This is a genomic window from Clostridium estertheticum (assembly GCF_011065935.2).
In the GTDB taxonomy this organism is placed as follows: domain Bacteria; phylum Bacillota; class Clostridia; order Clostridiales; family Clostridiaceae; genus Clostridium_AD; species Clostridium_AD estertheticum_A.
Genome location: NZ_JAAMNH020000001.1, coordinates 279,654 through 299,839, shown reverse-complemented (window position 1 = coordinate 299,839; position 20,186 = coordinate 279,654). Strand labels below are relative to the sequence as shown.

At 31.2% G+C, this 20,186-nt stretch carries 15 protein-coding genes and 1 pseudogene; 2 read left to right on the top strand and 14 right to left on the bottom strand.

Annotated features, from left to right (window positions below):
* Nucleotides 1–142: 142 nt before the first annotated feature.
* The 7 genes from G9F72_RS01350 to G9F72_RS01320 all read right to left on the bottom strand — a co-directional run bounded on the left by G9F72_RS01350 (nucleotide 143) and on the right by G9F72_RS01320 (nucleotide 11,631).
* A complete protein-coding gene (locus G9F72_RS01350; RefSeq protein WP_164956966.1) occupies nucleotides 143–1,918 on the bottom strand; it encodes a M3 family oligoendopeptidase in 1,776 nt (591 codons plus the stop codon).
* A 379-nt stretch (nucleotides 1,919–2,297) separates the two neighbouring features.
* A complete protein-coding gene (locus G9F72_RS01345; protein WP_164956967.1) occupies nucleotides 2,298–4,820 on the bottom strand; it encodes an ABC transporter permease in 2,523 nt (840 codons plus the stop codon).
* A complete protein-coding gene (locus G9F72_RS01340; protein ID WP_164956968.1) occupies nucleotides 4,820–5,500 on the bottom strand; it encodes an ABC transporter ATP-binding protein in 681 nt (226 codons plus the stop codon). Before G9F72_RS01340 ends, G9F72_RS01345 begins: the two co-directional genes overlap by 1 nt.
* A 354-nt stretch (nucleotides 5,501–5,854) precedes the next feature.
* Nucleotides 5,855–6,109, bottom strand: a complete 255-nt coding sequence (locus G9F72_RS01335; RefSeq protein ID WP_164956969.1) for a hypothetical protein — start codon at nucleotides 6,107–6,109, stop codon at nucleotides 5,855–5,857.
* 477 nt (nucleotides 6,110–6,586) lie between these two features.
* Complete coding sequence (aspD, locus tag G9F72_RS01330) at nucleotides 6,587–8,221, bottom strand: aspartate 4-decarboxylase (RefSeq protein WP_164956970.1); 1,635 nt, start codon at nucleotides 8,219–8,221, stop codon at nucleotides 6,587–6,589.
* 136 nt (nucleotides 8,222–8,357) lie between these two features.
* Entirely contained in the window at nucleotides 8,358–8,801 is a 444-nt protein-coding gene (locus tag G9F72_RS01325; protein WP_164956971.1) for an Lrp/AsnC family transcriptional regulator, read from the bottom strand.
* A 667-nt stretch (nucleotides 8,802–9,468) separates the two neighbouring features.
* Entirely contained in the window at nucleotides 9,469–11,631 is a 2,163-nt protein-coding gene (locus G9F72_RS01320; RefSeq protein WP_164956972.1) for a DNA topoisomerase III, read from the bottom strand.
* Between the two features lie 279 nt (nucleotides 11,632–11,910).
* Here G9F72_RS01320 and G9F72_RS01315 point away from each other — a divergent pair, with 279 nt between their 5' ends.
* Nucleotides 11,911–12,687: a 3'-5' exonuclease gene (locus G9F72_RS01315; RefSeq protein WP_164956973.1), complete on the top strand. Its 777-nt coding sequence runs from the start codon at nucleotides 11,911–11,913 to the stop codon at nucleotides 12,685–12,687.
* A 55-nt stretch (nucleotides 12,688–12,742) separates the two neighbouring features.
* On the opposite strand, the gene G9F72_RS01310 is transcribed toward G9F72_RS01315, so the two are convergent.
* The 3 genes and pseudogenes from G9F72_RS01310 to G9F72_RS26865 form a co-directional block, all read right to left on the bottom strand.
* Nucleotides 12,743–13,042: a hypothetical protein gene (locus G9F72_RS01310; RefSeq protein WP_224675914.1), complete on the bottom strand. Its 300-nt coding sequence runs from the start codon at nucleotides 13,040–13,042 to the stop codon at nucleotides 12,743–12,745.
* A 660-nt stretch (nucleotides 13,043–13,702) separates the two neighbouring features.
* Complete coding sequence (locus G9F72_RS01305; protein WP_164956974.1) at nucleotides 13,703–14,704, bottom strand: phosphodiester glycosidase family protein; 1,002 nt, start codon at nucleotides 14,702–14,704, stop codon at nucleotides 13,703–13,705.
* 228 nt (nucleotides 14,705–14,932) lie between these two features.
* A pseudogene (locus G9F72_RS26865) lies at nucleotides 14,933–15,022 on the bottom strand (DNA-binding response regulator); the annotation flags it as partial.
* Between the two features lie 319 nt (nucleotides 15,023–15,341).
* On the opposite strand from G9F72_RS26865, the gene G9F72_RS01300 reads away from it, so the two are divergent.
* Nucleotides 15,342–15,662, top strand: a complete 321-nt coding sequence (locus G9F72_RS01300; protein WP_164956975.1) for a DUF1540 domain-containing protein — start codon at nucleotides 15,342–15,344, stop codon at nucleotides 15,660–15,662.
* Between the two features lie 62 nt (nucleotides 15,663–15,724).
* On the opposite strand, the gene G9F72_RS01295 is transcribed toward G9F72_RS01300, so the two are convergent.
* The 4 genes from G9F72_RS01295 to G9F72_RS01280 form a co-directional block, all read right to left on the bottom strand.
* Nucleotides 15,725–16,270, bottom strand: coding sequence for an NADH peroxidase (locus G9F72_RS01295; protein WP_164956976.1), 546 nt, complete (start codon nucleotides 16,268–16,270; stop codon nucleotides 15,725–15,727).
* Between the two features lie 110 nt (nucleotides 16,271–16,380).
* A complete protein-coding gene (locus G9F72_RS01290) occupies nucleotides 16,381–17,061 on the bottom strand; it encodes a pseudouridine synthase (protein ID WP_164956977.1) in 681 nt (226 codons plus the stop codon).
* Nucleotides 17,062–17,212: 151 nt separating this feature from the next.
* Nucleotides 17,213–18,217 carry an isocitrate/isopropylmalate dehydrogenase family protein gene (locus G9F72_RS01285; protein WP_164956978.1) on the bottom strand — a complete coding sequence of 335 codons (1,005 nt, stop codon included), beginning with the start codon at nucleotides 18,215–18,217 and terminating at the stop codon, nucleotides 17,213–17,215.
* A gap of 4 nt (nucleotides 18,218–18,221) precedes the next feature.
* Nucleotides 18,222–20,156, bottom strand: coding sequence for an aconitate hydratase (locus tag G9F72_RS01280; RefSeq protein WP_164956979.1), 1,935 nt, complete (start codon nucleotides 20,154–20,156; stop codon nucleotides 18,222–18,224).
* Between the last annotated feature and the right edge of the window lie 30 nt (nucleotides 20,157–20,186).

Genomic DNA, 20,186 nt, shown 5'->3' with positions numbered 1-20,186 from the left:
CCAGGTATAATAAAGGTACTATCAAAACTTATTTAATAAGTTTTGATAGTACTTATTTTAAATTATTCACTAAAATTGATTTTGAGATAAACAATTTTCATATTTAAAACTTAAGTTTCGTAGTAACTAATATTACCGTTACTTAGCTATTGCAGAACTCCTCTATTTCCTTTTTCACAATATTCATAGAACCTCTCCAGAAGTCTTTATCATGTATGTCTATATCAACTGACTTTGCAACATCATATATAGTAGATTTACCTGTGATACACAATAATTCATTATACTTTTTCACAAATGAAGAACCCTCATTTAGATACATATTATAAAGTCCTTTTGAAAATAACAATCCAAAAGCGTATGGAAAGTTATAAAAGTTTGCATCTGGATAGTAGTAATGATTTTTATGAATCCACGCAAATGGGTCTAGTGTCTCCTGCGAAATGGCATCTCCATAAGCTTTTTTTTGCGCCCATATCATTAAATCTTTTACTTCCTCTAATGATAATTCCCCTTCACTTCTTTTTTCAAATACAGCTTTTTCAAAAATATATCTTGCATAAATATCTACAATTACTGAACTGCAATTTACAAGATCTGTACCTAAAATTGATAGAGCTTCATCCGCGTCCGCTGTTTTTAGTGCTGCATTTCTTACTAATGTTTCACTGAAAATTGATGCAGTTTCTGCAAGCGGCATTGGATATGATGAATTTAAAACACTTTCTTTTTGAAGCATCATTCCATGATAAGCATGCCCAAGTTCATGTGCTAAGGTACATACGTTTTTAAAGTTATTATTATAGCTACATAAAATTCTACTTTCCTTTATACAATGTAAATTACTACAGAAAGCTCCCCCTCTTTTTCCTTCGCGTACTCCCCAATCTATCCATCTATTATCAAATGCTTTTACTGCAAGTTCTCCCATTTCATCTGAAAAAGAACTAAAATGCTTAACTATAAATCCTCTTGCTTCTTCAAATGTAAAATCCATATTTTTATTACCTACCGGGGCCATAATATCATAATATGGTAGCTTGCCTTTATGTCCTAGTAACTCAGCTTTCTTTAAAAAATATCTTTGGAATTCTTGTAAATTCTCCTCCATAACCTCAATCATAACATTTAAAGTTTCTTCATCCATTCTAGAATTTTCTAAGGTTCTGTGAAGAGGTGATTTATACTTTTTAATTTCACTTAAAGTAATTACTTCGCCCTTTATAGCATTTAACGCTGCAAGTACTCCCTCAGCAATTTTATCATTGCTCTTTTTTTCCGCAAAATAAGCTTTCTTTCTAAGTTCCCCATCCTTTGAGAACTGCATGTTTTTAACTTCATTTATACCTATACTTTGAATTTTACCATCTAACTCTATTTCTACCTTATGGTTGGCAGTTATGTGATTTCTATATTTCGACCACTTACTTGAACCTGTTAAACGCATTTTTTCTATTAACATTTCTTCCTGCTGACTTAGAATATGAGAGCTTTTAGTCTTAATTTCCTTAAAATAAAACTCATACTCTTTTAGCTTATCAGAAGAATTTATAACACCCTCTAAGTCTTCCATATTACTTATCCATTTTGCAGTGCTAACTTCAACTTCTGTAAGATTAGTTTCCATTTGGTCTATCATGCTTAAATATTTTTTTGCACTAGAGTTACTTGCATTTGCTGAAATACTTAAACTGCAAAAGGCACTTATTCTGCTATCTATCCTACAAATCTTTTCCATTTTATCTACATAGCACTCTAACTTGTAAACAATATCTTCATAACTATTCAAGTTATTTCTGTTCCAATTTATTAACGTCTCAATAAGTTCTTCAAATAATTTAATATCATTTTTAAAATCTTCTCCTTCAAAAGAAGAATAAAGCTCTTTTAAACTCCACTTACCCATCTCATTATTCATTTTAATTACTCCTTTTCTACAAAATAGTTTGTTGCAAAATATTCTTAGCAAATCGACTTAATTAATACATTATAACATAAATTTACCAATTACAACTCTGTTTTTGTTTATACTTCTCTTTAGCAATTCATCGAAAGATTGTAAATCAATTACTTATTTACCAGTAAATAAAAATAACATACCATATAAGTAAACCCACTTATACATCATGTTATTTTTTACTATTTTAAATTAAACTTGGTAAAAGCCTCCACCATAGCAGAATTACCAGTTGGTTCATCTTTCTTATTCTGCTGATTTAAAAATCTACTAACATCCTTTTTACCTAAAGCACCTTTAATCTTTCATTTTCATCTAACCCCTAAATCATTATTTTATTCTAAAGCTCTTTTATAGACTCAACAATACTTGAAGAAAACACTTTTCTAGAAGCATTTATTGAAGCTAATAAGCAAATAACTATAGTTACTAAAAATGTCACTATTATAGTTAACAAGGGTACACTCCAAGTCATACCTTTTGTTAGATTTTTCCTTGTGATTAAGTAAAGTAAATAAGTAAGTATTGTTCCTACGGCTGTACCCCAAAACGCAGCTGTAAAACCATAAAGCATTCCTTCAATTATTATCATTTTCTTAACTTCATCATTTCCAAAACCTAAAGCTCTAAGCATTCCGATTTCTCTTTTTCTTAACAGTACATTCATACTCATAATGTTAAGTAAATTGACAATACTAACTATGGCTACTACTACTACAAAACTATACATTATTAAAGAAAATTGAAGATTATCCTTTTTAGCCTTTTCTAATTCTTCTTTAAATGATACCAAAGTTGAACCGCGATGTTTTTCCATCTTATCTTTTAAATCCTTTTCTATTTCAGCATAATTTGCATCTTTACTTAGATTAATCTTTATTTGTTGGTAGCCCTTAATTCTAAGGTATTTTTCAGCAGTTTTCTCACCCATAATTATTACATTATTGGATTGCCCATCAATAGAGCTAAAATCTTCCTTTAACAAAGCACCAATAGTGAAAATTTCACTACTATTTTTTACATTCATTCCATCATCGTTATACTCAGCATAGCTCAATTCTATACTATCCCCAACTTTTAATTTAGTGTTATTACTGTAATTTAAATTTTGGGCTAAGATAACAATTGGCCTTTCATCCATCTCCTCTTTATCAATATTCCCATCCAGTAAATACTGCTTCATAATACTTAAATCATCTGACGTATAAGCAAGAACATCTGTTTTAAGTTTAAAAATACCTGATTCAAAATCAAATTTTGTTTGAGCTGTATAATTGCTTTCTTTTTCTATGGTTTTGAGTCCATTAAAAGTAACTTTATCTTTTGGAACCTGCATAAATGATTGTGACACTTTTAATTTATTTATTTTATCTATACCTTTTATATTTTTAATACCATCTACATCACTATCCAATAATGCATAATTTGGTTCACTATTAGTAGATATTACAAAATCACCGCCCATTCTAACTTTAAGTGTTTTCAATGGGTCTGAAGCGTTTATCAAATAATTTACAAATAGGAACATTATTATACTTATACATAGTGAAATTACAGTTGTTAAAAATCTTTTTCTATTTCTATATAAATTTAGATAAGCCAAATCAGCTGCAAATCCAAAGGTTCTACTTAAAAAACTTTTATTTTGCAAATTATTATTTATATTCTTACCTTTCAATTGAAGATTATTATTGGAGATTATTGCTTCTATCGGAGATATTTCAGATGCCTTTCTAGCTGGTGAATAAACTCCCATTACTATAGTTAAAAACCCAACTAAAAATGAAGCTATAATACCATTCCTAGGAATGTTCATTATTCCACTAAAGTTGTTATATCCAGATATAAGAATAATAATCCCCTTAATTACAATGTTTCCTATAATAATTCCCATAGGTATAAATATGCAACCTAGAATTAATCCCTCGCCCAAGACAAGCAGCTTGATTTCTCCTGGGGAAGCCCCTATAGCTCTTAATATTCCAAATTCCTTAATACGCTCTGTAACGGATATGTTAAATATATTATAAATTATTACGCTAGCTACAATACTTATTACTATATATAGAATTATACTTATAAAATTAATAGTTTTATAAGTTTGTAATAGTAATATTTTCAGAGAATTCCAAACAAATTCTATATCTTTGTAATCATCAGTCACTACTAATAACTGCTGCCCACTTTGGATAGGCATATTAGGGTTTATAGTTAGATATCCTTTATATTCAATTCCTTCTGGAGGTAGGATAGTTTCAACATATTTTTTAGGAACATAAGCAATTGCTGTATTCTTTTTTTGATTAGTATTAAATTTATATTCAAATATACCTACTAATGTAAATTCTTTTTCTTTATCAAGATTTTCAAATTTACCTTTTTTGTTTTTATATTGCATTGTTATTGGTAAATTAATTTTATCTCCAACTTTATATTTCTTAGGCAAATTATCTAGTACCCATTCTTCAATAGCTATTTCATCGCTATTTTCTGGATATATCCCATGCAACAGTTTAAGATTAAGAAGTTCTGTAATATTTTCATCATAGCCATTTATTTCTAAAGTATATTTAGAATTGGGTATTTTATACGTTCCTAAGTATGCAGAAATTGATATCTTATCTACAACAGAATCTTTAATCAATTTTTCTAAATTTTTTTTACCATAAGTAAAAAAGAAAGCATCATATGCTCCCCCCTCATTATCTACCATAGATTGATAAGAGGATTTCTTCAAGGTTTCAATTATGATACTTAAAGATACAATTAAAGAAACAGATAGTATTATTCCGACTCCTATAAAAAAAATTCTTTTCTTGTTTTTAGATAATGAACGTGGAATTAAAGACCAAAAGCATTTCATTACTTCACCCTCTTATCTTCTATGATTTCCCCATCAGATATAGTTATAATTCTGTCTGCACACGCTGCTACCTGTGAGTCATGAGTAATCATTACAAGAGTTTGGTTGTACTTTTTTATGGATTTGGTAAGAAGTTCTAACACTTCCTTACTATTTTTACTATCTAAGTTTCCAGTAGGCTCGTCCGCAAATATGATTGAAGGTTTATTAGCAAGTGCTCTCGCTATTGATACTCGCTGTTGCTGACCTCCAGATATTTCTCCAGGCAGGTGAGTTTTTCTAGATTTTATATCTAATATTTCCATAAGTTCATTTATGTATTCCTCGTCCACCTTTTTCCCATCCATTAAAAGTGGAAGTTTAATGTTTTCTTCTACAGATAATATTGGAATTAAATTAAAGAACTGAAATATAAAACCTATACTTCTTCTTCTGAACCTAGATAAATCTTTTTCACTCATAGCGTAAATATCAATTCCGTTTATATATACATTACCTGCTGAAGGTTTATCAATACCAGCTAATAGATGTAGAAGTGTGCTTTTTCCCGAACCACTTGGTCCTACTATTGCAGTAAACTCACCTTTTACAATAACTAAGTCTGTAGATCTTAGTGCTTTGACAGATGCTTCACCTGTGCCATAGGTTTTTTGTAGATAGGTTGTTTTTAATAATTCCACTCAGTATGCCTCCTTTAAATTAGTTGGTTACTAGACCTTAATCCATTATGATTAACCGTACTCTAAATTGCACGTATCCATTTAATTTCAATGGTCATAAACTATACATATTGTACTTAATTTTTTAATTTTATTTTTCTTATTAATTTCCCCTTAACTTACATAAGATTTCATCAACAATAGTCAAGTTATTAAACTTATTTAGATATTGAACTATTAAAATCAATATCCTATTTATTAGATTTGTATCTTGTAAGAATAAATCTAAATCTATGGATAATCCTTCAAGATATTCTTCGAAATATTTAAATCTATTATCTTTATCATAACACTCAAATATCTTTTCATAACATTCTACAAACTTTTTTCATCATCACCAATATTATTATAAGCAACTGATAAATTGTAATATATTAGGCTTTTATCTTCTGCTCTCGCTAATACCTCTATTACTAAAATACTGGCAGTAGGGATAGTTAACTTACGTTTACCTTTTTCCAAAAGTTTTATAATATCTTCTGCTATTATTCCTCTACCTAATTCTTCATGAGTAACATTTAAAAGTTTTCTATATTTACTTATCATGGGTTTATTTCTAAAATCTATCATATATACCTCCTAAGTGTATTATAGCTTATAATTTAATTATATAAATAGTTTCTAAACACTTATTTAATACTTTTCATCTTAAAAAATAGAAAAATTTTTTTTCTAGATGAATTCGACAAAATATACAATTAAATTCATGTCGAATATAACTTTATAATAAATAGCTTTTTACACTTAGCTAAATATTTTTTAAAATCTATAAATCAATAAACTTAATTTAATAATTTTGCAATTTACAAAAGAATATTTTTTTCAATCTTCTGTTATTATTAACTTACCATAATAACCAATATTATCATTTATATTTCATTCCAAAAAGTAAAAAAATGTATTCACAATTTTATTTGTAAATACATTTTACTAAGTCTGAGGGAATATAAAACACATTTTGATTTTCACCTAGAATCTTCTAAGCCTTTGATATCATTTTCTTATCTATGCTCACAAGGTACTCCTCATGAGGTAACCTCATACTTATTAAGTAGTTTTAGATTCTTTCCATTCTTTTTCATAATCTTCCAAAACTTTTTGAAGAACTTGCCCAATTTTAGAATAAGATTCATCATTAAGATTTGCAAGTGATATTCTGATAGCCCACTCTGGTCCATGGAATCCACTACTGCCTAATAACACTATGGAAGATTGCTCTGCTAGACGTATAAGAATGTCTACTGGTTTATAATTTTCTTGTAAATATTGCACAAATTCATCATTATAATTTCGGCCTGCCCACTCCAGTAAATCAAATTGAGTATAGTAAGAAGCATCCAATGGGTCTAACTGTAAATCTAATCCCAATCCTTCGAACAAAAGTCTTTTGCGGTTACGACAAATATCTTTTGTTAATTGTTTATATATATTTTCTTTATCGATTATAGCAAATAACGAAAAAAATGCCATTTGTACTTGTTGTGGTGTTGATAGTCCTGCAGTATGATTAAGTGCTACCTGGCGGCTATCTGCTACTATTCTATCGATAAACGCAATACTATCAGGATTAGTAGAAATCCCGCCGTACCGTCTTCTTGCTCTTTCCATTTTATCTTCATCTTGCTGCCTTAATAATTTATCAAATACATTGTCTTCATAAAGTGAAATAGTTCCAAGACGCCATCCTGTTACCCCAAAATATTTTGAATAAGAATATACTCCGATTGTATTGTATGGCAAATCTGTCATTAATGAACGAAAGTCGTCTACAAAAGTACCATATACATCATCTGAAATTATCATTAAATCTGGATTATCATTTTCAACAATATTTTTTAACTGTTTAACAGTTTCTGTTTTCATTGCAACAGAACCTGGATTGCTTGGATTAACTATAAATAATGCCTTTACAGATGGGTCACTTATTTTCTCAATTTCTTTAGAAGAATATTGCCATGTACGTTTACCATCCTCAGTTGTTTCGTCAGCCAAGACTTCAATAACTTCAAAGTTATAACGGGGTAAATGAGGTATCTCAAGATAAGGTGTAAAAATTGGCGCCATAAGTGCAATCTTATCTCCCTTTGACAATATATTGTTTGCAATCAATGTATCAAAAATATAGCACATTGCAGCCGTTGCACCTTCAACTGCAAATGTCTTAAACTTCCCTTTAAATGACTTATTGTAACATAACTCCTGAATAAGATAATCATTAACTACACTTTCAATATGTTGTAACATTCTATCTGGTTTTGGATAATTGTCGCCAATAATTCCATCTACTAATTCGTAAATCCAGTCATCGGAATTAAATCCTTTGACTTTTATACCATAATTAATCATTTTACTAAGAAGTTCAATTCCTGGTGCATCTTGATGTTTTTTTGTAAAATCCATAAAATGCTCTGCAATTCCTTCTTTTTTTGGCATCCCAGCTAAGTCGCAATCACTCCATACCCTACGACTTTCTTCAACTGCAAATTGACCAAAAGTAAAAAAGGCTTCTCTTGGCGACGCTGCAATCCAGTTAGGATTCCCTCTGCCTGCATCCAGTAGTGAGTGTGTACCGCTTTTCTTTGATTCCTCCGCAAGGTCGATTAATTTATCTTTAAGTTCAAAAGGGCTTATTTTACCATAAACCTCCTCTATTTCTTTACGCTGAAGACTTAATTTATCCATATTTTTATCCTCCTAGTTTATAATTAACTTAATATTTTATCTTATTGTTGTAATAATTATTATCTTTTTATATATGTAAATTCAATTCATTAAGATATTATTATATTATGTATGTTATTAATATACTCTAACCTAATTAAGTATTTTTATCGTGTTTTAGTATATGTTCTTTTTCTAATGAAGAAAGTATTATAAATGTTTCAGTATTTCCATACATTTGTATCTTTCCAATAAGTTTTTCCAGACTTGCAATATCCTCAAATCTAGCTTTTAAAATCTTGCAGTATGGTCCAGTAACCTGATAGCATTCGATTATAGAATCCTCCTTCTTAATAAATTCCATAAATTTTTCAGATCTTTGAACATTTACACCTACATTTATAAATACATTAATTTTTTTTCCTAGTTTAGCGTAGTTTATTTCAGCTTTATAACCTTTTATAATATTTTCTTCTTCAAGTCTCTTTACTCTTTCTGCTGCTGCAGGTGCACTAAGTGCTACCCTTTTGGCAAGTTCCTTCATAGGTATTCTTCCATCTTCTAAAAGTATCTCAAGAATCCTATAATCAGTAGTATCCACAAACCTTCCTCCTACCAAAATCTTATTTTTATTTTTTAAAGATAATATCCAAATGTATTGCTTTTATAATTTAAAATTAACAATAATTCTTTTCATATTCATCTTTTTCTTATAGATATTGTTCCACCATTAAATATTATTATGATTTTTTTCATGATTGAGGGGTTTTTCCTAATTATTATATATAAATAAATAGTTCCTGAATAATGTTAAGGTATATTTGTTTAAAACTCATAAGCTCATCCTTTGATGTAGTATTATTTTATCATAATTCTTTTACAGTTTACATACATTTAATAATGCAATATATCATATCGGCATTATTAAATTATTTGTTTTATATAAATACCTAACTTTAAAAACAAAAAATCATTTAATGGTTTAGTTAATAAATAGAAGGCCCCTTAAAGATATATTGGCTTTTGAAGCTCTAATTAATATATTTTTCGTTGCCGTACCCCACAGCTCTCAAAGTTTCTATAGAGGATTTATTTAAGTAGTAATTTTATTTGCATCTTTGCATATTATTGTATTTAAAAAACGAAGAGTCAGTAATGATTAAACTAATCTCATTACTAACTCTTCATTTTTTTTATTTATCCGTATTAAATATTAGCATAATATCTTCAACAACGTATAAAACACTTATACATTGTGTTACAGTTTACTATTTTAAGTTAAACTTGGCAAAAGCCTCCGCCATAGCAGAATTACCAGTTGGTTCATCTTTCTTATTCTGCTGGTTCAAAAATCTACTAACATCTTTTTTATCTAAAGCACCTTTTTCTGATTCTCGACGCTTAGTAAAAGCCGAAAGTTTTTCTCTATAGCCACAACCACAAGCGAAGATCTTATTATCTCCATCTCCTCTAATCTCCATTTTCTTATGACAAGTAGGGCAGCGTGCATTTGAAACCTGTGAGACTCCCTTTCGGTATCCGCAATCTCTATCTGGACATACCAGCATTTTCCCCCTTTTGCCGTTAACCTCAAGAAGATACTTACTACACTCAGGACATTTAACTCTTGTAGCATTGTCATGTTTATATACTTCCGATGAACCTGCAACGTTTTTCACAAGCTTCGAAGCGTATTCTCTCATATCTTTTACAAAGTTCATAGAATTCGCTTTTCCTTTGCTTATAAGTTGAAGCTGCTTTTCCCACTTAGCAGTAAGCTCTGGAGATTTTAATTCTTGTGGCACTAAGTCTATTAACTGTATTCCCTTTGAGGTTGGGAAAATATCTTTACCGCGTCTCTCCATATAAAAGATGTTAAATAATTTTTCAATTATATCTGCACGAGTGGCTGGAGTTCCAAGTCCTGAGGTGTTATCCAAGGCTTCCCTTAAGCTCTCATCTTGTATATCTTTTCCGGGATGCTCCATAGCTGTAAGCAGGGTTGCTTCATTATACCTAGCTGGTGGCTTTGTCTTTTCATTTACAGATCTAACCAAGGTAAGTTTAACTGCTTCCCCTTTATTTATTGGTGGAAGAGACTGATCTTTTTCTTCCACATCATCAGAGCTACTTATTTCTCGCCAGCCCTTTGATTTAACTATTTTTCCTTTTGCAGAAAAACTTTCACCCTTTACCTCTATCTTTACAGTAGTTTGCTCATACTCGAAAGCTGGGCTTAAGACTTCTAAAAATCTTTTTACAACTAAGTCATAAATGCTTCTTTCTTCTTTGTTTAAGCTTGATAAATCCACATGTTGCTCTGTAGGAATTATAGCATGATGATCTGATACCTTGCTATTATCTACAAGTCTATTTGTAGTTTGTATTCTACCTTTTATTATATTTCTAGCAGCTTTTTCGTAAGGTCCTATGGCTATACTTTTTAATCTGTCAAGTAATGTAGCTACTATATCCGTAGTGAGATGCCTAGAGTCTGTTCTTGGATAAGATAATAGTTTATGGTTTTCATATAATCTCTGCATTAAATTAAGGGTTTGCTTTGCAGAATACCCAAATTTTCTATTTGCATCTCTTTGAAGCTCCGTTAAATCATATGCAAGTGGTGGAAGTTCTTTTTTAAAGGCTTTATTTACCTCTACCACGGTGCCCATTTGATTGTTTACCTTAGCAACTACATCCTCTGCCTTTTGCTTGTCAAAGGTACGTGATTCTCCATTTTTACTGGACCAATTCACTGTAAAATTATTTACCTTACCATTTACTGTCCAGTAATCCTTTCCAACGAATTTCTTTATTTCATTTTCTCTATCAACAATAAGTGCTAAAGTCGGCGTCTGTACCCTTCCAGCCGATAATTGAGCATTATATTTACAAGTTAAGGCTCTAGTAACGTTAAGTCCTATAAGCCAATCTGCTTCTGCTCTTGATTGTGCTGCCCAAAATAGGTTTTCATAATCTCTTCCAGGTTTAAGACTTGCAAATCCATCCTTTATTGCTTTTTCAGTTTGGGAGGAGATCCATAACCTTTTTATTGGCTTTTTAAAGCCTGCCTTTTGAATAATCCAACGTGCCACAAGTTCCCCTTCTCGCCCTGCATCTGTTGCTATAACCAATTCATCTACATCAGCCCTTTTAAGAAGTTCGTTCACAACCTTATATTGCTTTGAAGTTTCTTTAATCACTACCAATTTTAAATCCTTTGGTAACATCGGAAGATCTTCCATTTTCCAACTTTTATATTTTTGATCATAATCCTCAGGCCCTGCTAGTGTAACAAGATGTCCTAGTGCCCAAGTAACAATATACTTTTGTCCCATTAAATACCCATTTCCGCCTTGACTGCAATTTAAGACTTTTGCCAGTTCTTTTCCAACGGAGGGCTTTTCTGCTAAAACTAATATTTTTCCCATATATAAAACTTCCTTTCTTATGTTCAATAATTTACTGTATGTTAATCAGTTTTTCATTTCTTCATTAGGTAATTATCTCATTACGAATAATACCATTAACCCAATATGTACAAAATCCTATAAAAATATAATATACATACTATCTATATTATAAACTACTTTATAGAGATTGTTCAATTTTTTGTTAAACTAGAAAAACAGTGTATGTGTTTTTTATGATTATAAATGATATACTATATAATGGATATTGAAAAAATAAACAAATATAGAGGTAATCTGATGAACTATATAGTATTTGATTTAGAATTTAATCAGGGCTACAATTTTGGAGTGGAACCTAAAACTATAACAAACCCTAAATGTCCTTTCGAAATAATTCAGATAGGTGCCATAAAGCTAAATGAAAATTTAGAGAGAATTGGAGCTCTAGATGTATTAATAAAGCCGGAAATATATACTACCCTAAATCCCTTTGTAAAAGAACTCACTGGAATAACAATGGATGAGCTAAATAGTGGCAAATCCTTTAAAGAAATGTACGGTGAACTTATAGACTTTATGAACACTGATAAAAGTGTATTATGTGTATGGGGCGTGGCAGATATAAAAGAATTATTTCGTAATATAGAGTATCATGAATTAGATGCAACCATGGTGCCCACAGAATACATAAACATACAGTCCTATGCTTCTAAGGAGCTTAATTGCCAAAAGGGAATTAATATTGGACTGGGCAACGCATCTAAACTACTAGGTATACCTATTGAAAGTCAATTTCATGATGCTTTTAACGATGCATTCTACACAGCCGAAGTCTTTAAAAAAATCTATAGCAGTGAAATTAAAGCTAAGGTATATAATCCATATAAACAAACAAGGTTAAACAGATCCACTACTGAAAATTACAAAATTGATTTTTGTAATTTAATGAATCAATTTGAAAAAATGTATAAGAGAGAAATGACGCAGGAGGAAAAATCTATAATTAAGCTAGCCTATATTATGGGTAAAACAAATCAATTTCAAATCAAAGTTCCTCAAAGCCCAAATAAATAACACATTAACAAAAAGCAGTATAGAACTATCTTCTATACTGCTTTTACAATGCTTATTAGTTTTCAGTTTCTGTTTCTTCACCTGGTTTAACAAATTCTAAATCGGCTCTTTTATTTTCTAAATTAGCTTTTCTATTGTCTAATGTATTAAGATTTATAGGATGAGTAACCATATCTTCAGCTGTACCCATTATATATCTATTTAAATAAATTTTTCCCTCAGGAGTATTTGCTATAGCATAAGGTTCTGTATCTTTTTTAAATAGAACCCAAGTATATCCATTATTAACTACTCTATTTACATCTTCTTTATCAATGAAAGTCCTTGATTTTTCTTTACCATATCTATCTCTCAATATTACTGCAACAGTTTCTCCATCTATTTCTTCATAATCATTAATTGTATTTTGATTATATACTTCTAAATTGGATTTTCTGTTATCTAGGGAATCTCCATTGATATGTCTAACAGGTGCTTTTGGATGAACATCTAATATAAAAGATTGTAGACTTTGCTTTCTTCTATATTTTTTTTCTTCAATATAATAACTACCTAAATTTTGTGCTAAGTAATTATTAAGATCTTTGTTCCACTCTGCAAACCAAAGGCCTTTTTCTAATACCCTTTGTAAATCTGTAGTATCTATTTTGCCATCAATAGTTGTGCCATCTTTTTTAACTAATTTTAAAATTGTAACTTCTTCTAGTGTTTGGTGTTTGTTGGATTTAATCTCAACTTTAGTTTCTTCTGTTTTATTTTCCTTATTTATAATAGGACACCTCTTTCTTCTATTTAAGAATCTTCAAAAAATAACTAGTCAATTACATCTTTGACATGTTATTTATTTTACATTCCTATAAGGGATTTAAAATTGCGTATAACTTTAATATTTCCCTAATTTTTATTTAATATTTTAATTTTTCTCTAAAATACGCATGTTCATTTTTACTACATTATTTTTATTATACCACATTCCACAGTGTAAAAGCACTGAATTTAAAATATAATGATTTCTTTATTTTATTATCCAAGCACTTGGAAGAGGCCTCTCTCCATACTTACTACTTGGACTGTTTATAAGCTTCCCCTCATAGTACATAACAGAAGATGAACCACCATCTAAGTTGGCAGCATTAATGCAGCCCTCTGTTATCATTATGTCTTGTATTTCTCTTATTGTTGCTCCTATTGACTGCAATTGCCTTCCATCTATTACAACAAAAACAACGCTACCATCTTCTTTTTGACCAATGGCTGTTCTAGGATTAATTCCCCAGCCTCCATCCCCATAAATTTTTGCTGGTCTATTGTTTACTATGAGAAACGGTCCAAAGGATACTCCATCTTGTATGTTTAGATCCTTAATTTGTTTTATAGTATAGTTTCCTAAAATTAATATTCCACTTTTATTGAATCCTATTAGACTATAGCTTTTAAACCCCTTTTCATAATATAATATTTCTCCATCCTTTATAATAATGCCTGTAGGCACTCCACCATTTCCTTTTCCAGCTACGTCCACAAACCCTGAAGCATTAACCCCCGCTATTCCCTTTTCTTCTTTAATTAAATCATTTATGAATGTTCCAGACTCTCCTAGGCCTTTTGTGACAGCTAATTTTATTCTTTTAGGATTACTAACAGTAAGTATATATCCTCTGAATTTATCATTGTTTATATTGGTTAAGTTTACATCTGGCGTCCCTTTATTTTTAAATAAATCCCCTAACGCGTCTTCCTGTGGTTCCTCGTCAATTATCTTTATCTCCTCCGTATTAGTACCCTCACTAATTGTTGCAACTGTGTTGGAGGCCATTATTTTATCGAGGGTACTTCCTGTCGCCACAATATTTGCTACATATTGATGTCTCATAGTAACCATAAAAGATGTAACTAAATAACTCTGAAGCCTTGGAAATATGCCTATTCTAATTGAGCCTATGCCTATCACAGCATTTACAATCATAATTAATGTAAGGCTTAAGAAAAAACTTAAACTTTTCTTTATGAACTTCATAAACAGCCCCCTTTTGCAAAGTCACTAAGTGTAGACCTTATATAAAATACAAATTGTCCAATTAATTTATCTATATAAGTATATCCTACCAAATTATTACAACTAGTGCAATCATATATTTTTCTATATACGGTAGTACGTATTGCATATATATAAAGTTGCTCACTTATTTTAAAATCTGCAAAAATCTATTTTTTTATAATATTAAAGCAGCATAAGAGTGTATCTTCTTACACTATATCCATCTGCTTTTAATTCAGTTGTTAAAATATCATTAATGGATACTTCATCTTCCACAACTAATATTTTTATATCCATATTGATTTTACAGTCTGGCATATTTTCTAATCTCCTTTAAATTTGCGTATGCTGATTATATTAAAGTACTTATAATTAATATATATCTATCTTTTACTTATTTCCAATAGTTACCTAGTATTAGCATTCTATACTTTCATAAAAAATCCTTTAAAATAAAGAGAACTATAGCAAAATTGATAATTCTTTTATTTAAAAACACTATTATAAATATTTTCTTTATTTTTGGTTAAACTTCTTAGTAGGTATAATAAGACATCTGAAAAAATAATAAGTCAAAGATAGGACGGATTTTTGAAGGTGATTAAGGAGGGATACTATGTCAAAAATTAACTGTAGTGTTTCAAATTGCTCCCATAATGATGAAAATATCTGCTTTGCTAACATAGTAAATGTTGGTGGAAAAAGTGCTAAAGAAGATTGTGAAACATGTTGTGCTTCTTTTTTAGATGCTAAAATCTATAGTGATCTTACCAATAATGTTAATGAAAGTGGTAATGAATGTACCGCAATTACCTGCAACGTAGGCACTTGTAGCTATAACTCAAATAATCTCTGTAGTGCTAAATCTATAAATGTCAGTGGCGATAATGTGAATTTGTACTTAGAAACTAATTGTTCAACTTTTAAAACCACATAAACAAATGTTTTTAATAAAAAAAGGGCCCCTTAGTATCTATCTAAGGGGCCCTTTGTAACTATTTATTTATCAAAATATCTTTCTAAAAGCCCTTTAAAAGCCCTTCCATGTCTTGCTTCATCTTTGCACATTTCATGAACTGTATCATGAATAGCATCAAGATTTTTTTCTTTTGCAAGAGCTGCAAGCTTTTTCTTTCCAGCACAGGCTCCATACTCGGCTTCAACTCGCGCCTTTAAATTTTCTTTCGTATTGGGCTTAACCACTTCACCTAAAAGCTCTGCAAACTTAGATGCATGTTCTGCTTCTTCAGAAGCAATTCTTTTATATGCCTCACCAACCTCTGGAAGACCTTCTCTATATGCCTGCCTTGCCATAGCAAGATACATACCCACCTCTGTACATTCAGCTATAAAGTTTGCTCTTAGGTCACTTACAATCTCACTATCCACATCTTTTGCCACCCCAATCATGTGGTCATCCGCCCATTCTAAGTTATCTTTTACCTCATTGAATTTACTTTTATCAGCTTTACAAATTGGGCATATTTCTGGTGGCTCAGTTCCTTCATGTATATATCCACATACTGTGCAAACAAATTTTTTCATTTATAATCCTCCTACAAAAATACTTTTCAGTATAGTATTTTCTTTTTCATATATTTTAGTCAAGGATTATAAAGATTGTATTTAACAGATTTATAAATAACTTATTATTTCTATCCATTCCTCAATTCCATTACCTCTTTCTCTGTTAAGTGGCGCCACTCGCCGTTATCTATTCCCTCAATTTTTATATTAATAATTCGAGTTCTTTCTAGTCTCACAACCTTGTATCCAAAAGCACCGCACATTCTGCGGATTTGTTTATTGAGTCCCTGGGTTAAAATAATACGAAAAGTATCTGCGCTTACCTTACTAACTTTGCAAGCTCTTGTGATAACACTACAAATTTGCACACCTTCAGACATTCCTTTTATAAAACATTCATCAAAAGGCTTATTTACAGTTACTATATATTCTTTCTCATGCTGGTTTTCTGATTCTAAAATTTTATTTGCAAGGTCTCCATCATTTGTCATCAATATTAATCCTTGAGAGGCTTTGTCGAGTCTTCCTACTGGAAATATATATTCTGGATAATTCATAAAACTGATTATATTACTTTCCACGCTCTTTTCTGCAGTACAGGTAATTCCCACTGGCTTATTTAGTGCAATATAGACTTTATCTTTCACAGGAATAGGCTCATTATCAATAAGAATAATATCTTCTTCTTCCACCCATTGACCTTGTATGCACAGGTGTCCATTTACTATTATTCTTTTTTCCTGGATAAGTCTATTGGCGTATGTTCTGGAACAAATACCATGATTACTAAGGAGTTTATTTATTCTCATTTTAAAACCTTTATCCTTTCTCTTGTTTCAATATATTATCTTCATTATAGCAAATACATATCTACTTTAAAATTAGATACAAAAAAAATAACTCATAAACAAATCATGAGTTATCTTTTGGGTAACTATTAAATTAATAGCTATTAACTATTTATTTTCCCATTTCATTAATTACAGCTTGTGCAAACTCGAGAGTTCCAGTATTACCACCTAAATCACAGGTCAAATATCTCCCCTCTTTTAACACAGCTTCCACAGCTTTCTCTATTTTGTCCGCCGCTTCTACTTCGCCTATATATCTTAGCATCATTACACCAGATAAAATGCAAGCAGTAGGGTTTGCTATGTTTAAACCCGCTATGTCTGGAGCAGATCCGTGAGCTGGCTCAAAAACTGCACCTTCTTCTCCGATATTTGCACCTGGAACTAGTCCAAGTCCGCCAATTAGGCCTGCTGTCATATCCGATAGAATATCTCCATATAGGTTAGGCATTACAAGTACATCATACTTTTCTGGGTTCATAACAAGCTTCATGCTCATAGCATCCACTATCATGTCTCCAAAAGCTATTTCTTTATGCTTATCTGCTATGTTCCTTGCACATTTTAAAAATAATCCATCGGAGAGCTTCATAATATTTGCTTTGTGAACAGCTATTACTTCTTTTCTATTCTGCTCTTTTGCCAATTTAAAAGCATACTCTACTATTCTATCGCTAGCTTTCTTGCTTATTATCTTTATACTTTCCGCAATATCCTCTGTAATCATATGCTCTATTCCTGCATATAAATCTTCACTATTTTCTCTTACTATTATTAAATCTACATCAACATACCTTGATGGAACCCCTTCAAATGTTTTTATAGGCCTTATGTTAGCATAAAGATTTAATTCCTGCCTTAGAGTGACATTCACACTTTTAAACCCTGTACCAACTGGAGTAGTTACAGGCCCTTTAAATGCAACTTTGTTTTTTTTAATACTTTCTAAAACGTAGGGTGGTATAGGAGTATTAAATTCCTCTATAACTTCTGCACCCATACGCACTATTTCCCAATTAATTCGGACTCCACTATTTTCTATTACTTTAACGGTAGCTGAGGTTACTTCTGGTCCAATTCCATCACCAGGTATAAGTGTAATATTATGTTCCATGATTCTATTCACCTACCTTTTTCTTGTTTTTCATAAGATTAATTAAGCCACCATAAATAAGCATCTCTTTTTCTCTTTGTGTTACTTCAGGTAGAGTTTTATACACAACTCCCTTTGTTATATTACGTACAATAACAATACCTCTTTTAAGCTGCTCTGCAGCATCTTCAATAATTAATTCATCCATCACATCTATGTCTTCATAGTCATTAGAATTATCAAATACCAAGGGTATTATAGCGTTATTAATTAAATTAGCCTTATGAATTCTTGCAAAAGATTTTGATATAACAGCCTTAATTCCTAAATAAAGAGGTGCCAGTGCAGCATGTTCACGGCTAGAACCTTGCCCATAATTTGAGCCTGCGACTATAATTCCACCCCCATTTTCTTTAGCTACAGCTGGAAAATTCTCATCACAAGGAGTTAAACAAAATTCTGCTAAATAAGGAATATTAGATCTAAAGGGAAGTAACTTCGCATTGGATGGCATTATATCATCCGTTGTAATGTTATCCTGTAATTTAGTTAAAACTTTCCCTAGTACATTTTCTTTTAATTTTTCCACTTTAGGAAATGGTTTAATATTAGGTCCTCTTTTTACTTCTATATTGGTGCCCTCTTCTGCGGGACTTATTATTAAATTATCGTTAATTGTGAATTTTTCTGGCATGGTCACTTCAATAGCTTGACCAAGCTCCCTTGGATCCGTTATATACCCTGCAATTGCTGATGCAACAGCCACTTCTGGGCTCACAATATACACCTGAGCTGACATGGTTCCAGATCTACCTTTAAAGTTTCTATTAAAGGTTCTTAGTGATACTGCATCCGTTGAAGGGGCTTGCCCCATACCTATACATGGACCACAGGCACTTTCTAAAATTCTTGCACCAGCTTCTATCATATCAGAAAGTCCACCATTTTTAGAAAGCATACTTAAAACCTGCTTCGAACCTGGCGCAATAGAAAGCGATACTTCTTCTGGTATAGTTTTTCCCTTAAGTATTTTTGAAACTTTCATCATATCAACATAGGATGAATTAGTGCAGCTACCTATTAGCACTTGGTCTACTTTTATTTGTTTTAGTGATGATACAAAAACTACCTTATCTGGACTATGAGGACAAGCAACAAGAGGCCCAATTGTGCTCAAATCTATTTGGATTATCTCATCATATACTGCGCCCTCATCTGCCTTAAGCTCTATATAATCCCCTTCTCTACTTTGTGCACTTAAAAATTTATAGGTTATCTCATCACTAGGGAAAATTGAAGTAGTGGCTCCAAGTTCCGCACCCATGTTTGTAATAGTCGCTCTTTCTGGTACTGTTAGAGTTTTAACGCCAACTCCTGCATATTCAAATATTTTATTAACTCCACCCTTAACCGTTAAACGCCTTAATAATTCTAATATAATATCTTTAGCTGAAACCCAGGGGTTAAGTTGTCCTAGTAACTCTACTTTTACAATTTTAGGCATTATTATATAATATTCTCCACCACCCATTGCAACTGCTACATCTAGTCCTCCAGCGCCTATAGCAAGCATTCCTATGCCCCCGCCTGTAGGAGTATGACTGTCAGATCCAAGCAGTGTTTGTCCTGGAATTCCGAATCTTTCTAAATGAACTTGATGACAAATTCCATTACCCGGTTTAGAAAAATATATGCCATGTTTTTTGCAAACGGTCTGTATATACAAATGATCATCTGCATTTTCCGGGCCAGTTTGTAAAATATTATGGTCTATATAAGCAACGGATTTTTTTGTTTGGACACTATCAATTCCCATAGCTTCAAATTGAAGGTAGGCCATGGTTCCTGTAGAATCTTGAGTTAAAGTTTGATCAATTTTAATTGCAATCTCAAGATCAGAAATCATTTCACCCTTAACTAAATGGCCCTTAATTATCTTTTGCGCAACATTAAACGACATAATATTCCTCCATTCTTCATATATATATAA

Bases quoted from the DNA above. Each gene is read 5' to 3' on its own strand.
- G9F72_RS01335 (WP_164956969.1), bottom strand. From the start codon at position 6,109: ATGATAGATTTTAGAAATAAACCCATGATAAGTAAATATAGAAAACTT.
- G9F72_RS01320 (WP_164956972.1), bottom strand. From the start codon at position 11,631: ATGGGAAAAATATTAGTTTTAGCAGAAAAGCCCTCCGTTGGAAAAGAA.
- G9F72_RS01280 (WP_164956979.1), bottom strand. From the start codon at position 20,156: ATGTCGTTTAATGTTGCGCAAAAGATAATTAAGGGCCATTTAGTTAAG.
- G9F72_RS01315 (WP_164956973.1), top strand. From the start codon at position 11,911: ATGAACTATATAGTATTTGATTTAGAATTTAATCAGGGCTACAATTTT.
- G9F72_RS01300 (WP_164956975.1), top strand. From the start codon at position 15,342: ATGTCAAAAATTAACTGTAGTGTTTCAAATTGCTCCCATAATGATGAA.
- G9F72_RS01350 (WP_164956966.1), bottom strand. From the start codon at position 1,918: ATGAATAATGAGATGGGTAAGTGGAGTTTAAAAGAGCTTTATTCTTCT.
- G9F72_RS01345 (WP_164956967.1), bottom strand. From the start codon at position 4,820: ATGAAATGCTTTTGGTCTTTAATTCCACGTTCATTATCTAAAAACAAG.
- G9F72_RS01285 (WP_164956978.1), bottom strand. From the start codon at position 18,217: ATGGAACATAATATTACACTTATACCTGGTGATGGAATTGGACCAGAA.
- G9F72_RS01290 (WP_164956977.1), bottom strand. From the start codon at position 17,061: ATGAGAATAAATAAACTCCTTAGTAATCATGGTATTTGTTCCAGAACA.
- G9F72_RS01305 (WP_164956974.1), bottom strand. From the start codon at position 14,704: ATGAAGTTCATAAAGAAAAGTTTAAGTTTTTTCTTAAGCCTTACATTA.
- aspD (WP_164956970.1), bottom strand. From the start codon at position 8,221: ATGGATAAATTAAGTCTTCAGCGTAAAGAAATAGAGGAGGTTTATGGT.
- G9F72_RS01295 (WP_164956976.1), bottom strand. From the start codon at position 16,270: ATGAAAAAATTTGTTTGCACAGTATGTGGATATATACATGAAGGAACT.